At 72.4% G+C, this 13,597-nt stretch carries 12 protein-coding genes; 6 read left to right on the top strand and 6 right to left on the bottom strand.

Annotated features, from left to right (window positions below; all coding sequences use genetic code 11):
- Positions 1-130 precede the first annotated feature (130 nt).
- Complete coding sequence (locus AB8Z75_RS20235; RefSeq protein WP_369203964.1) at positions 131-988, top strand: serine hydrolase; 858 nt, start codon at positions 131-133, stop codon at positions 986-988.
- A gap of 136 nt (positions 989-1,124) precedes the next feature.
- Here AB8Z75_RS20235 and AB8Z75_RS20230 read toward each other — a convergent pair whose 3' ends face one another.
- A complete protein-coding gene (locus AB8Z75_RS20230) occupies positions 1,125-2,270 on the bottom strand; it encodes a DUF819 domain-containing protein (protein ID WP_369203962.1) in 1,146 nt (381 codons plus the stop codon).
- A 182-nt stretch (positions 2,271-2,452) separates the two neighbouring features.
- Complete coding sequence (locus AB8Z75_RS20225) at positions 2,453-2,788, bottom strand: DUF3870 domain-containing protein (protein WP_369203961.1); 336 nt, start codon at positions 2,786-2,788, stop codon at positions 2,453-2,455.
- Positions 2,789-3,326: 538 nt separating this feature from the next.
- Here AB8Z75_RS20225 and AB8Z75_RS20220 point away from each other — a divergent pair.
- Positions 3,327-3,824 (top strand): hypothetical protein, encoded by a 498-nt coding sequence (locus AB8Z75_RS20220; RefSeq protein ID WP_369203960.1) that lies wholly within the window; start codon positions 3,327-3,329, stop codon positions 3,822-3,824.
- 10 nt (positions 3,825-3,834) lie between these two features.
- Positions 3,835-4,890, top strand: coding sequence for a biotin/lipoate A/B protein ligase family protein (locus AB8Z75_RS20215; protein ID WP_369203959.1), 1,056 nt, complete (start codon positions 3,835-3,837; stop codon positions 4,888-4,890).
- A gap of 157 nt (positions 4,891-5,047) precedes the next feature.
- Here the strand turns inward: AB8Z75_RS20215 and AB8Z75_RS20210 are convergent, their stop codons facing one another.
- On the bottom strand, positions 5,048-5,917 hold the full coding sequence (locus AB8Z75_RS20210) for an NAD(P)H-binding protein (RefSeq protein WP_369203957.1): 870 nt from the start codon (positions 5,915-5,917) through the stop codon (positions 5,048-5,050).
- 214 nt (positions 5,918-6,131) lie between these two features.
- Between AB8Z75_RS20210 and AB8Z75_RS20205 the strand changes: the two genes are divergently transcribed.
- The 3 genes from AB8Z75_RS20205 (at position 6,132) to AB8Z75_RS20195 (ending at position 9,714) form a co-directional block, all read left to right on the top strand.
- The gene (locus AB8Z75_RS20205; protein WP_369203956.1) at positions 6,132-8,618 is read left to right on the top strand and encodes a penicillin acylase family protein; all 2,487 of its coding nucleotides are present in this window, start codon (positions 6,132-6,134) and stop codon (positions 8,616-8,618) included.
- A 119-nt stretch (positions 8,619-8,737) separates the two neighbouring features.
- Positions 8,738-9,340 carry a thioredoxin domain-containing protein gene (locus AB8Z75_RS20200; RefSeq protein ID WP_369203954.1) on the top strand — a complete coding sequence of 201 codons (603 nt, stop codon included), beginning with the start codon at positions 8,738-8,740 and terminating at the stop codon, positions 9,338-9,340.
- 53 nt (positions 9,341-9,393) lie between these two features.
- Positions 9,394-9,714 carry a GNAT family N-acetyltransferase gene (locus tag AB8Z75_RS20195; protein WP_369203968.1) on the top strand — a complete coding sequence of 107 codons (321 nt, stop codon included), beginning with the start codon at positions 9,394-9,396 and terminating at the stop codon, positions 9,712-9,714.
- Positions 9,715-9,778: 64 nt separating this feature from the next.
- On the opposite strand, the gene AB8Z75_RS20190 is transcribed toward AB8Z75_RS20195, so the two are convergent.
- From AB8Z75_RS20190 to AB8Z75_RS20180, 3 genes are read right to left on the bottom strand one after another with little or no spacing between them, the layout of a single operon-like run.
- On the bottom strand, positions 9,779-10,804 hold the full coding sequence (locus tag AB8Z75_RS20190; protein ID WP_369203952.1) for a TIGR03842 family LLM class F420-dependent oxidoreductase: 1,026 nt from the start codon (positions 10,802-10,804) through the stop codon (positions 9,779-9,781).
- Positions 10,805-10,816: 12 nt separating this feature from the next.
- Positions 10,817-12,217, bottom strand: coding sequence for a dihydropyrimidinase (gene hydA / locus AB8Z75_RS20185; RefSeq protein ID WP_369203950.1), 1,401 nt, complete (start codon positions 12,215-12,217; stop codon positions 10,817-10,819).
- Positions 12,214-13,515 (bottom strand): aspartate aminotransferase family protein, encoded by a 1,302-nt coding sequence (locus AB8Z75_RS20180; RefSeq protein ID WP_369203966.1) that lies wholly within the window; start codon positions 13,513-13,515, stop codon positions 12,214-12,216. Before AB8Z75_RS20180 ends, hydA begins: the two co-directional genes overlap by 4 nt.
- Between the last annotated feature and the right edge of the window lie 82 nt (positions 13,516-13,597).

The following is a 13,597-nucleotide window of genomic DNA, read 5'->3' as shown; positions in this document are numbered from 1 at the left end:
CCGCCGTCGCGCACCAGGCCGACCGCCCCCACTACGCCCCCCCCCCCCCCCCCCCCCCCCCCCCCCCCCCCCCCCCCCCCCCCCCCCCCCCCCCCCCCCCCCCCCCCCCCCCCCACGCGAAGGGGACGCGGTGAGCACACCCCACGGCACCGGCGGCGCCGAAAGCGGTCCGAACGGGCTGCCGACCCGGCTCGCGGCGGTCGCCGCCGCACACCACGAGGGGCTGGAGGTCTCGGTGTGCTGCGGGCGCCCCGGCGCGCCGCCCGCCGTCGCGCACCAGGCCGACCGCCCCCACTACGCGGCGAGCGTGATCAAGCTCGCGGTCCTGCTGGCCGCGCACCGCGCCGGCGCGCTGGACCGCGCCGTGACCGTGCGGGAGGAGTTCGCCTCGGCCGTCGGCGGCACGTACCGCGCGGACCGCGCCGACGACAACGACGACGAGCCCTGGCGCCACCTCGGCCGCGAGGTGACGCTGCGCAGGCTGTGCCACCGGATGATCTGCTCCAGCAGCAACCTGGCCACCAGCGTCGTCGTGGAGCATCTCGGACTGGAGCGGATCGCCGAAGCCTGCCCCGAGGGCCTGGTGGTGCGGCGGCCCATCGGCGACCGCTCCGCCGCGGCGGCCGGCCTGACCAACACCGTCACCGCGCGCGCCGCCCTGCGGGTCCTCCAGGCGTTGCTCGACACCGGCGATCCGCGGCTGCTGCGCCCGCTGCGGGAGCAGCGCTACACCCAGGAGATTCCGGCCGCGCTGCCGCCGGGGACCTCCGTCGCCAACAAGAACGGCTGGGTCACCGGGGTGCTCCACGACGTCGCGCTCGTCGAACCGCCCGACGCTCCGCCCTACCTGCTCGCGGTCTGCGTGGACGGCGGGCCCGAGGACCGCGCCAGATCCGCCATCCACCGGATCGCCGAGGCCAGCTGGCTCGACCGGCTGCGGCTGGCACCGGCCGCGCCCGGGACCGCCGGGCCCGAGGGCGAGGAGTAGCCCGGCTCCGCCCCCGGCCCTCGGGTCGGGGGGGGGGAGCCGGCCCCCGCAGGCCCCGGCGGCCTCGACGTCAGACGACCGAGACGATGGCATCAGACGACCAAGAGGCCGGCATCAGACGACCGAAACGATGGCGTCAGATGACCGAGAGGATCTGGACCGTGGTCAGGCCGAGGAACGTGCCGGCGAACGCGCCGATCAACGCGAACAGCACGCCCACCGGCACCAACTGGCGGTTGTAGGCGCTGGCGACGACCGGCGCGGAGGCGACGCCGCCGATGTTCGCGGTGCTGGCCACGGCGAGGCTGAACAGCTCGGTGCGGGTGAGTTTGGCGTACACGACCATCACCCCGGCGTGCACCACCATGACCACGACGCCGACGAGCAGGTAGAGCGGTGCGTCGGTCAGGGACGAGAAGTCCGAGCCGGAGGCGATGATGCCGATGATGAGGTACAGCATGATCATGGCCAGCTCGGACGAGCCCGCCGCCCTGGCGAACGGGGTAATCGCGATGACCAGCCCGAGGACGCTGACGATGAGGATGGTCCAGGTCGTGCTGTTGATGACGTCGCCGACCTCGGGCAGTTGCTGTCCGATCCAGGTCGCGGCTGCGGAGACGAAGAGGCTGAACCCGATGAGGGTCATCAGCGAGGTGAGGTCCATGCGTTCCTCCTCACCGGCGGCCTCCTGCTGCTCGAAGGAGGCGGTCCTCGCCTTCGTCCAGCGGTTGAACCGCTCGGAGAAGCCGACCGAGCCGAACATCACCAGCAGCCACAGCGAGTAGACGATGGTGTCCACGATGAGGGCGTAGCCGAAGACGTTCTCCGGCGCGTGGACGACGCCTTGGACCGCCACCATGTTGGCGGAGCCGCCGGTCCAGGAGGCGGCGAGCGCGCCGAGCGCCTTCGACGCGCCGTCGTCGAGCGCCCCGTGCAGGAAGAGGAACGCCACGACGAATCCGGCGACGATGCTCAGCGCCGTCACGGCGTAGGTCAGCAGGAGTTTCGGCCCGAGTTTGACGATCTGTCGGATGTTGCATTTGAAGAGCAGCAGCAGAATCATCGCGGGGAGCAGCGCGTCCTGCACCGAGCCGCCGGCCGACTCGACCGAGTCGGACTCGCCGAAGAGTCCCGCGGTGTTCAACGCGGCGGTGCCCAGGTACATCAGCACGAATCCCGGAACGTAGCGGAAGAAGCGGGATCTGCCACGCTGCGATACGAAGACGATGCACGCGGCCAGCCCGAGCAGCACGCCGAGGTACAGGAAGCCATCAGTGATCATGTGGGGGTCGCCACAGCCTTTCTGGTGAGCCGGTGCCTGCGCCCGGCACGTACCGGCGCCTGCGCCCGGCGCGTACGCGACACGCGGCCGGGCACGGTCGGCACGGGCATGCCTATGGGGTGTAGGGCGACTGGGTCTGCGTCCGGTGGGGACCAGGCAATCGACTCGGTCCTGCCTGGTGGCTACGTGAGCCCGACGGCGGCGCGGTACTTGGTGGCGGCGTTGCGGAGCGCCGTGAGCAGAGCGCGCTGCGAGGAGCCGTGATAGCGGGTGGTGATCCGCTCAGCCAGGAGACCTTCCTCCGTGATGCACTCTCCGGCGATCAAGCTCTTGACGAATCTGTTCGTCAGCGCCAACGTCGCCGAGCATTCCGCATCCAGGATTCGGTGCGTGCCCTTTTCGACGACCAGCGCGATGTAGAACATCCCGAACTGCGTGGTGATCGGGTTGTTCGCCGACGCTTTCGCCTCGCCCGTCACGAAGACGGACGAAGGTGTACTGGTAAACGACATGGGCATGGCGGCAGGCTAAGCGGGGAGTGTCGATGTTGGATAGGCGTCAAAGACGCTCGGGGGCAGACGTTATCGAACTGTCATCCGCCGCTCAAGAGCAGGTCGGAAGCCTCCCGCCGCCCGGTTTCCGCTTTGCGCACCCCTGGCACCCGCAATCCGAAACAGCCTTCCCGCTTATCCGGCTGCTTCCCGCTTACCCGGAGGGAGTTCCCGTCGGCTCCCCAGGCTTTCGGGTTTTCCGCTTGTCTCGCCGCTTCTTCTCCCGCCTCGCGATGCGGGGCGCTCCGCCTTTCCCTTTCCCGCGGGCACAAGCCCGCACGCCTTCCGCCGTCCACGCGGGGCGGCGGAAGGCACCGGGCGTACGCAGGACGGGCCCCGCCGAGTGGCCGGTGCACCGCGCCCGTGGTGCCCTGGTCGGGCGGCCCGCAGCAGGCCGCCCAACCGGCCGGCCGAGCCTGCGGGCCGGTAGGCCGGGCCGCAGGCTCGCGAAGGCGCCCCGAGGGGAGCCACGTCGGTACGGACCCGGGAGAGGCAGGCGCAGGCCATGACCGCGACCAGCTCCAACCAGCCGCCCGCAGCGCACGGGCCGGCGTACCGCGCCGTACAGGTCGGCGCCCGCGTGCTGTCCGCGGGCGGTCTCGCCGTGAACGCCTACCTCCACGCCACCCTCTCCGGCGACTACGACCGGGTGAGCGCGGACATCAGCCAGGGCGACCTGTTCCGCATCGAGGCGGGACTCTCCGCGCTCGGAGCGCTGCTGGTCCTGGTGTGGTGGCGCGCCGTCTCCGACGCGTTCGCCTGGCTGCTCTCGGCGGCCGGGCTGGCGCTGCTGCTGGTCTACGCGTTCGTGGACGTCGGTGAGCTGGGCCCGTTCCCCGACATGTACGAGCCCGGGTGGTTCGACGACAAGCGGCTCGCCGTCGTCGCCCTGTCCTTCACCCTGGTGATGTCCACCTTCCTGCTGGTCAGCCATACGCGCAGGTCCCGGCGCCTGGGCACGGACGTATGGTTGGAGACCGGCCGGGGCAAATGGCGTAGATAGGTGGTTCGGGGTGCACGGGGAGTACAAGGTTCCGGGCGGCAAGCTCGTGGTGGTGGACCTGGACGACGAGGGCGGGGTGCTGCGCAACGTGCGCGTGGCGGGCGACTTCTTCCTCGAACCCGACGAGGCCCTCGCCGCCATCGACCAGGCGCTCGAAGGCGCGCCCTCGGACACCGACACGGCGGGGCTCGCCGCCCGCGTCGAGGCGGCGGTGCCCGAGGGAACCGTGATGTACGGCCTCACGGCGGAAGGGGTCGCGGTCGCCGTCCGCCGCGCTCTCGCACAGGCGACCGACTGGACCGACTACGACTGGCAGCTCATCCACGAGCAGCCGCAGTCGCCCGCCCTCCACATGGCTCTCGACCAGGTCCTCACCGAGGAGGTCGCCGCCGGGCGCCGCGCGCCGACCCTGCGGGTGTGGGAGTGGGACTCCCCCGCGGTCATCATCGGCAGCTTCCAGTCCCTCGGCAACGAGGTGGACCCGGAAGGCGCCGCCCGGCACGGAGTGACGGTGGTGAGACGCATCTCCGGGGGCGGCGCCATGTTCGTGGAGAGGGCGAACACCATCACCTACTCCCTCTCGGTGCCCGCGTCGCTCGTCTCGGGTCTGTCGTTCGCCGACTCCTACGCCTACCTCGACGACTGGGTGCTCAGCGCGCTCGGCGACATGGGGATCAAGGCGTGGTACGTGCCGCTCAACGACATCGCCTCGAAGGAGGGCAAGATCGCGGGCGCCGCCCAGAAGCGCCTCGCCGGGGGCGAGGGGGCGGTACTGCACCACGTGACGATGTCCTACGACATCGACGTCGACAAGATGCTCGACGTGCTGCGTATCGGCAAGGAGAAGATGTCCGACAAGGGCACCAGGAGCGCCAAGAAGCGGGTCGACCCGCTGCGTCGGCAGACGGGCCTGCCGCGCGGCGACGTCATCGCACGCATGATCGCGTCCTTCCGCAGCCGCTACGGCCTGGCCGAGGGCCGCGTCACCCCCGAGGAGATGGCCCGCGCCGAGGAACTGGCGCTGTCCAGGTACAGCAGCGAGGAGTGGACGGCTCGGGTGCCGTGACCGGGTGACGGGCTCTCCCCGCCGAGGAGCCTCCGGCGGAGATTCTCGGCGGGGAGCGCCCGCAACGAAGGCCCTCCGGCGAAGGCCCTCGGGCCGAAGGCCCTCGGCGGAGTGTCCTCAGCCGAAGCCCTCGATGGGAAGCCCGCAACGGAGGCCCTCAGCGGAAGTCCGCCACGTGGTCGGCCACCCACTGGCGGTAGGTGAGCGGCGGGCGGCCGAGGAGGCGCGCCGTGTCGGGGGCGAGCGTCTCGGGGGTGGTCTCCATCGCGGCGTGGGCGTCCAGGATGCCGTCCGCGTAGGCCGGAGGCAGGCCTGCCTCGATCAGCTCCGCCCTGGACTCGGCGCGGGAGACGCGCTCGACGGCGAGGGGGCGGCCGAGGACGTCCTGGATGGTGGCGATCTGTTCGGCCTGGGTGAGCATGTCGGGGCCCGTGATCTCGGGCGCCGTGGCGACCAGGTCGTCGGTCAGCAGGGCGCGGACGGCCAGCGCCGCGATGTCGGCCTCGTGGACGAGGGTACGCCCCGCCTTCGGGTAGGCGGTCCGCACGGGGCCGCCCGCTCGCACGTGCGACGCCCACTCCAGGGTGTTGCTCGCGAAGCCGCCAGGCCGCAGGAGGGTCCACTCGGCGCCGGACGCGCGTACCAGGCGTTCGAGACGGGCGTGGTTGCCGAGGATGTCCGCCTCCGCGTCGTCGGCGGCCGGTTGTCCGGCGCCGGGGTCTTCGGGCACGCCGCGCGCGGAGAGGTAGACGAGGCGGCGGGTGTGCTCGGCGAGGAGGGTGACGGTCTCGGCCGCGCCGCGGGCGTGGGGCAGCGACCACATGAGGAAGGCGCCGTCCACCTCCGCCGTCAGGGCCGCCGTCAGGCTCGCGGGGTCGGCGAGGTCGCCGCGTACGGCCTCGACGCCGTCCGGGAGCCGGGCGATCGCGGGGTCGCGGACGAGGGCGCGCACCCGGGTGCCGGCCTGCGCGAGCTGTGCCGCCACCTGTCCGCCGACCTTTCCTGTGGCTCCGGTCACCAGAATCACGGTGGTTCTCCTTCGTAGCGGGGTGCGGAATCACCACGGCCGCCGTCTGCCGTGCGGGCCGTGGAACACCAGACTGCAAGTTGAAGTGCACTTCACGTCAACGGGTCCCCGCTTCCCCCGGGACGATCCCGTCACCTCCGACCCCCTGACCGCTGACCAACCGCTCGGTATGCTCAAGGTGCTCTGCCACCACAGCAGTTGGGAGGCACCACCCATGCATCAGGGACTCCGCAGAGCGGCGCTGGCCTGCGCCGCCCTCGCCCTCGGGGTCACCGCACTGCCCGCCACCGCGGCGCCCCGCGCCCAGGGCGAGGCACCCGGCGCACACCACCCGGCCGGCGGGGGCATGTCGGCCGTCATCCGCTACACCGACTACGGCATCCCCCACATCACGGCCAAGGACTACCCCTCGCTCGGCTTCGGGAACGGCTGGGCCCAGGCAGCCGACCAGATATGCGTGCTGGCCGAGGGCTTCGTGACCGTACGCGGCGAACGCGCCAGGTACTTCGGCGCCGAGGGAAAGCCCGACGGCTCCCTCTCGTCGGCCGGCACCAACCTCGCCAGCGACCTGTACTTCGCCGGTGTACGCGACTCCCGCACCGTGGAGAAGCTGCTCGACAAGCCGGCGCCCGAGGGCCCGAGCCGCCAGGTGAGGCAGCTGACGCGGGGCTGGGCGGCCGGCTACAACACCTGGCTGCGCGCGCACAAGGACGAGATACGCGACCCGGCCTGCGCGGGGAAGAAGTGGGTACGGCCCATCACCTCGCTCGACCTGTCCCGGCGGGCCTTCGCCCTGGCCGTGCTGGGCGGGCAGGGCGTCGCCGTCGACGGCATCACCAGCGCCGCCCCTCCCCCGGCGGACGGCGAGAGCGAGCGCGGCACGGGGAAGCAGCGCGGGACTGGAAAGCAGCGCGAGGCCGGGAAGCAGCGCGGCGCCGTCGATCCGCGGGAGGCCGCGCGCGCCGCCCGGAGCATCTTCGGCCAGGACACCGCCGACATGGGGTCCAACGCCGTCGCCTTCAACGGCTCGACGACCGCGAACGGCCAGGGCGCGCTCATCGGCAACCCGCACTACCCGTGGGCCGGCGGGCGCCGCTTCTGGCAGGCGCACCTGACCATACCCGGCGAACTGGACGCGGCGGGCGGGTCGCTGCTCGGCTCGCCCAGCATCTCCATCGGCCACAACGCGCACGTCGCCTGGAGCCACACCGTGGCCACGGGCACCACCCTCAACCTGCACCAGCTGAAGCTGGACCCCGACGACCCGACCGCCTACACCGTCGACGGCGCGACCGAACGGATGCGACCGCGCAAGGTCTCCGTCACCACCGAGGACGGTGAACGGGTGACCCGTACGCAGTGGTGGACCCGGTACGGGCCGGTCGTGAGCGCGTTGCAGGGCATCGAGCTGCCGTGGTCGAGGACGACCGCGTTCGCGCTGGCCGACCCCAACGCGCGCAACCTGCGGCTGACGGACGCCGGGCTGGCCTTCAGCAAGGCCCGCAGCGTGGCCGGGGTCCGCGCGGCGCTCGACCGGGTGCAGGGCCTGCCGTGGGTGAACACGGTCGCCACGGACTCCGCAGGACACAACCTGCTGGCCCAGTCGCAGGTGCTGCCACGGGTGACGGACGAACTGGCCGAGCGCTGCGGCACACCGCTGGGGCAGGCCACGTTCCCGGCCTCCGGGCTCGCCGTGCTCGACGGCTCGCGCGGCGACTGCGCCCCGAAGACGGGCCCCCACGCGGTCCAGTCCGGCATCTTCGGCCCGTCCGAGATGCCGGTACTGCGGGACGTGCCGTACGTGGAGAACTCCAACGACAGTGCCTGGCTCTCCAACGCGGACAAGCCTCTGACCGGATACCCGCGGATCTTCGGCGATCAGGGCACCGAGCGCTCGATGCGGACCAGGGGCGCCCTGCGGGACGTCGACGCGATGGCCCGCGAGGGCGGCATCACCCGCGCCGACCTGCACGAGCAGCAGTTCGCCAACCGGGTGCCGGCCGGCGACCTGGCGGCCGAGGACGCGGCGCGGGCCTGCGCCGCCCTCCCCCAGGGCGAGGCGGCCACCAGCGAGGGCGACACGGTGGACGTCTCCCGCGCCTGCGAGGTCCTGCGCGGCTGGGACCGCACGATGCGCACGAAGAGCGAGGGCGCGCTGCTCTTCGACAGGTTCTGGCGCCGACTGGTCCAGCAGGTGCCCGGGGAACAGCGCTGGAAGGTGCCGTTCGACGCGGAGCACCCGGTGGCGACGCCGCGCGGGCTCAACACCGCCGCGCCCGGTTTCCGCACCGCTCTCGCGGACGCCGTCGCCGAGCTGCGCGCGCACGACATCCCGCTGGACGCGCCGCTGGGCGCGCACCAGTTCGTGACGCGCAACGGCGAGCGCCTGCCCGTTCCCGGTGGCACCGAGGCGCTGGGCGTGTGGAACAAGACCGAGCCGGTCTGGGACGAGGAGCGGGGCGGCTACCGCGAGGTGCGGCACGGCTCCAGCTACATCCAGAACGTCACCTTCAGCCGCCGCGGCTGCCCGGTCCGCGCCGACACGCTGCTGACCTACTCGCAGTCCTCCGACCCGACCTCCCCGCACTACAGCGACCAGACGGCGCTGTACTCCAAGGGCCGCATGGTCGAGGAGAGGTTCTGCGAGAAGGACATCCGCTCGGCCCCCGGGCTGCGTACCGTCCGCGTCCGCGGACGCTGACCTCCGGGCGGTGCGGGCGCCCGCACCGCCCGGCTTCGGACGCCCACCACGCCAGGCGGCGTCACTCCGGTGGCCCGCCTGGCGTTGCCGGCCGCGCGGGGCGCGGTGAGGCTTGCGGCATGATCCCGGCGAACACGACTGGTGAGGGCGGCACGACGGTCGTCTACGGCGCCGACCCGCGGGCGGCGGAGCCCGGACCGCCGGTACTGGACCTCTACCTGGACCTGCGCTGCCCCTACTGCCGGGCCGTGGAGAACACGCTCGGGGACACGATGCGGCAGCTCGCCGACGCGGGCGAGTTCGTGCTGCACCACCACTTCGGCACCTTCCTCGACACCCGGCTGGGCGGTCACGGCTCGCACCGGGCGCTGGCCGCGCTGGGCGCCGCGGCCGACGTCGGCCAGCCGCAGTTCCTGACGTATCTGCACACGCTCTACCGCAACCAGCCCCACGAGGAGCACGACGGATTCGCCGCCGAACGCATGCTGCTGGGGCTGGCCAACGACGTGCCGAGACTGCGCAGCCGCACGTTCGACGACGCCGTCCTCGACCAGGCCTACGACTCGTGGGTGCGGCAGGTCAGCCGTGCCTTCGACGCGAGCGGGGTCGCGGCGACGCCCACGGTGCTCTTCGCGGGCCGCCCCGTCGCCGTCCTCGACGCCGCGGGCGAGGCGGTGGCACCAAAACAGTTCACGGCGCAGATCCACGACGCGACCGAGTGAGGAACGGCAGGCGGACGGCAGGCGGACGGCAGGCGAGGAGCACGGTGAGCAGCATGGCCGAGGAACAGCAGCGGATCGAGTTCTTGGACAACGCCGCCGAGGGCCGCTTCGAGGCCCGCGTCGACGGCACCCTCGCGGGGGTGGCGCAGTACCTGCGGGCGCCGGGCGTGGTCGCGGTGACCCACACCGAGGTCGAACCGGCCTTCGAGGGCAGGGGCGTGGGCGGCGCCCTCTCGCACCACATCCTGCAGGCCGCGCAGGAGGCGGGCGAGAAGGTGGCACCCGTCTGCCCGTACTTCGCGCGCTACATCCGCGAGCACCCCGACTACCAGCCGCTGGTCTACGACAAGCAGGACAAGCACGCGCGCGGCTGAACGGCCGGGGCGCCCCGCGGTCGCTCCGCACGGCAGCGGCCCGGCGCCCCCGCGCGGGTGGCCTTCACCGCTGCGGGCGGTCGGCCAGCGCGGGGATCACCCCCGTGCCGTAGGCGTCGACCGAGCGCTCTTTGGCGTCGTGCATGGCGTAGAGCGCGAACTGGTCGACGCCCAGTTGCGCCAGCTCCCGCAGCCGTGCCACGTGGGACTGCTCGGAGCCCAGCAGGCAGAAGCGGTCGACGATGTCGTCGGGCACGAAGGCGGTGTCCGGGTTGCCGGCCCGGCCGTGGTGGGCGTAGTCGTAGCCCTCGCGCTCCTTGATGTAGGCGGTGAGCGCCGCGGGCACCGCGTCGGAGTGCTCGCCGTAGCGTGCGACCAGGTCCGCGACGTGGTTGCCGACCATGCCGCCGAACCAGCGGCACTGCTCGCGGGCGTGCGCCAGCGCCGCGGGGGTGTCGTCGCACACGTAGGCGGGTGCCGCCACGCAGATGGTGACCGCTGACGGGTCCCGCCCGGCCGCTACGGCCGCCTCGCGTACGGCACCGACCATCCAGGCGGTCAGTACCGGGTCGGCCAGTTGGAGGATGAAGCCGTCCGCCTCCCGCCCGGCCAGGGCCAGCGCCTTGGGCCCGTAGGCCGCCATCCACACCGGCAGCCGCCCCTCGCGCACCCACGGCAACCGCACCGGTGTGCCGTCCACGACGGCCTCCCGGCCCTCGGCCAGGTCGCGGATGGCGGTCATGGCCTCCCCGAGCCTGGCCAGGGTGGACGGCGGCCGTCCGGCGACCCGCATCGCCGAGTCGCCGCGGCCGATGCCGCAGACGGTGCGGTTGCCGTACATCTCGTTGAGGGTGGCGAAGGTGGAGGCGGTGACCTCCCAGGCGCGGCTTTTGGGGTTGGTGACCATGGGCCCGACGGTCAGCTGCGTGGTGTGGGCGAGGATGCGGCTGTGGATGACGTACGGCTCCTGCCACAGCACCGGGGAGTCGAACGTCCAGCCGTAGGTGAAGCCGTTGCGTTCGGCGCGGCGCATCAGGGAGACGGTGGCGGATCCGGGGGGATCGGTCTGGAGAACGAGTCCGAAGTCCATGGGCACAACCCCTCAGTTCAAAAACTGGCAGATCCCGCGCGGCACGTACTGGCCCCTTCCGGCGCGGCCCGTGTACGTACGGCGGTCGATGACCGTTTCGCCACGGGAGAGCACCGTGACCACCCGGCCCGTGAGGGTTCTGCCCTCGTAGGCGGAGTAGTCGACGTTCATGTGGTGGGTTTGCGCCGAAAGAGTCTGCTCGGCGTGCGGGTCGTAGAGGACGACGTCGGCGTCGGCTCCGGGCGCGAGGGTGCCCTTCTTCGGGTAGAGGCCGAACATCCGCGCGGGGGTGGCGCAGGCGATGTCGATCCAGCGGCGCCTGGTGATATGCCCGTCCACGACGGCCTGGTGGAGCAGGTCCATGCGGTGCTCGACACCGGGCATCCCGTTGGGGATCTTGGAGAAGTCGCCCTTGCCGAGGTCCTTCTGGCCCGTGAAGCAGAAGGGGCAGTGGTCGGTGGAGACCACCTGGAGGTCGTCGGTGCGCAGCGCCCGCCACAGCGCCGCCTGGTGCTCGGCGGGGCGCAGCGGCGTACTGCACACGTACTTGGCGCCGCCGAAGTCGGGCTCGGCCAACTCGTCGGTGCTCAGGTAGAGGTACTGCGGGCAGGTCTCGCCGAAGACCGGCAGGTCCATCCCGCGTGCGGTGGCCAGCTCCGCCACGGCCTCCTGCGCGGAGACGTGGACGACGTAGAGCGGCGACCCGGCGACGCGGGCGAGCTGGATGGCCCGGTGGGTGGCCTCGGCCTCCAGCAGCACCTTGCGGACCTCGCCGTGGTGGCGCGGATCGGTGCGGCCCGCCGCGAGCGCCTGTTCGACCAGCACGTCGATGGCGATGCCGTTCTCGGCGTGCATCATCGCCAGGCCGCCGTTGGCCGCGGTGCGCTGCATGGCGCGGAGGATCTGGCCGTCGTCGCTGTAGAAGACCCCCGGATACGCCATGAACATCTTGAACGAGGTCACGCCCTCCTCCACGAGGGCGTCCATCTCCCGCAGGGTGCCCTCGTTCACGTCGGAGAGGATCATGTGGAAGGCGTAGTCGACGCAGGCCTGCCCGTCGGCCTTGGCGTGCCAGGTGTCCAGGCCCTCGCGTAGCGCGTGGCCCTTGGTCTGGACGGCGAAGTCGACGATGGTCGTCGTGCCGCCCCAGGCGGCGGCGCGGGTGCCGGAGGCGAAGTCGTCGCTGGAGAAGGTGCCGCCGAAGGGGAAGTCCATGTGCGTGTGGGCGTCCACGCCGCCGGGGATGACGTACAGGCCGCTCGCGTCCAGGACCCGGTCGGCGGTCAGGCTCCGGGCCACGGCTGCGTTCCGGTCGACGACGGCGACGACGCGGCCGGCGTCGATCAGCACGTCGGCCTGCATCTCCTCGGCGGCGGTGACGACCAGACCGCCCGTGATCAGCGTGGTGCTCATACCGCGGTTCCTCCTCGGGCGAGTTCGGCCTCGGCGGTGCGCAGGGCGGCCTCCAGCACGGCGGCGCCCGCCTCGGCCTCGGAGACGGTCAGCGAGAGCGGCGGGGCGATGCGCAGCACGCTCGGGGTGGAGTGGCCGCCGCCCTTGCCGATGAGGACACCGCCCTCGCGTGCGGCCTCCAGCACCAGCGAGGCGGCGCGCGGCGACGGCTCGCCGGTGCGCGGGTCCACCAGTTCGACGCCCACCATCAGCCCGCGTCCGCGCACCTCGCGGACGACTCCGCGCCCGGGGGTGCCTCCCGCCCTGAGGCGGGGCGACGCGGCCGAGCGCAGCCGCTCCAGCAGCAGTCCGCCCACCCGGCGGGCGTTGGACTGGAGGTCGTGCTCCAGCAGGTGGGCGAGGTTGGCCTGGGCGGCGGCCATGGTGATCGGGCTGCCGCCGAAGGTGGAGATGGAGTGGGCGTCGAGACAGTTCATGATCTCGGCGCGGGCGACGACGCCGCCGATGGACATGCCGTTGCCGATGCCCTTGGCGAAGGTGAGCATGTCCGGCGGACCCGCCGCGTCGTGGGCCTGCCAGCCCCAGAAGTGGTCGCCGGTGCGGCCCCAGCCGGTCTGCACCTCGTCGCTGATCCACAGGATGCCGTGCTGCTTCAGCTCCTCGCGGAAGGCGGCGTAGAGCCCGTCGGGCGGCGAGGTGAACCCGCCCACGCCCTGGACGGGTTCGGCGATCAGGGCCGCGACACCGGAGCCGGCCTGGCCGAGCATGTCGCGCAGGTCGGCGACGCAGGCCTCGGTGAACGCGGTGTCGTCCAGGTGCGCGTAGGGGCCGCGGGTACGGACGCCGCCGTGCACGTAGAGGGTCTGGAGGGGGGAGAGCGAGGTGGGCGACCAGGACCGGTTGCCGGTGATGCCGACGGTGGTGAAGGAGCGGCCGTGGTAGCTGTTGCGCATCGCCAGGATCTGGTTGGAGCGGCGGTAGGCGGTGGCCAGCAGCAGCGCGGCGTCGTTGGCCTCGGTGCCCGAGGTGGTGAAGAAGACCCGCGCGTCGGGGATGCCGGACAGCGCCGCGATCCGCTCCGCGAGCTCCACCATGGGGCGGTTGAGGTAGAGGGTGGAGGAGTGCACGATCCGCGCGGCCTGTTCGCTGACGGCCTTGGTGACCTCGGGCAGTGCGTGGGCCGTCATGGTCGTCAGGATGCCGCCGAAGAAGTCCAGGTAGCGGCGCCCCTCCGCGTCCCAGACGTGGCGGCCCTCGCCGTGGGTGATCTCCAGCGGCTGCTCGTAGTAGAGGGCCATCCAGTCGGGGAGGACGGCCTGGTGGCGGGCGTGCAGTGCGCGGTGTACGTCGGAGGAGGAGACGGGGGGAGCGGCGGAGACG

The organism is Streptomyces sp. PU-14G, from assembly GCF_041028275.1.
Classification (GTDB): Bacteria; Actinomycetota; Actinomycetes; order Streptomycetales; family Streptomycetaceae; genus Streptomyces.
This window is presented reverse-complemented; position numbering and strand designations above follow the sequence as displayed.

Excerpts from the sequence above, each read along its gene's own strand:
- AB8Z75_RS20230 (WP_369203962.1), bottom strand. The coding sequence starts at position 2,270 with ATGATCACTGATGGCTTCCTGTACCTCGGCGTGCTGCTCGGGCTGGCC.
- AB8Z75_RS20190 (WP_369203952.1), bottom strand. The coding sequence starts at position 10,804 with ATGGACTTCGGACTCGTTCTCCAGACCGATCCCCCCGGATCCGCCACC.
- AB8Z75_RS20225 (WP_369203961.1), bottom strand. The coding sequence starts at position 2,788 with ATGCCCATGTCGTTTACCAGTACACCTTCGTCCGTCTTCGTGACGGGC.
- AB8Z75_RS20180 (WP_369203966.1), bottom strand. The coding sequence starts at position 13,515 with ATGGCCCTCTACTACGAGCAGCCGCTGGAGATCACCCACGGCGAGGGC.
- hydA (WP_369203950.1), bottom strand. The coding sequence starts at position 12,217 with ATGAGCACCACGCTGATCACGGGCGGTCTGGTCGTCACCGCCGCCGAG.
- AB8Z75_RS20200 (WP_369203954.1), top strand. The coding sequence starts at position 8,738 with ATGATCCCGGCGAACACGACTGGTGAGGGCGGCACGACGGTCGTCTAC.
- AB8Z75_RS20195 (WP_369203968.1), top strand. The coding sequence starts at position 9,394 with ATGGCCGAGGAACAGCAGCGGATCGAGTTCTTGGACAACGCCGCCGAG.
- AB8Z75_RS20205 (WP_369203956.1), top strand. The coding sequence starts at position 6,132 with ATGCATCAGGGACTCCGCAGAGCGGCGCTGGCCTGCGCCGCCCTCGCC.
- AB8Z75_RS20220 (WP_369203960.1), top strand. The coding sequence starts at position 3,327 with ATGACCGCGACCAGCTCCAACCAGCCGCCCGCAGCGCACGGGCCGGCG.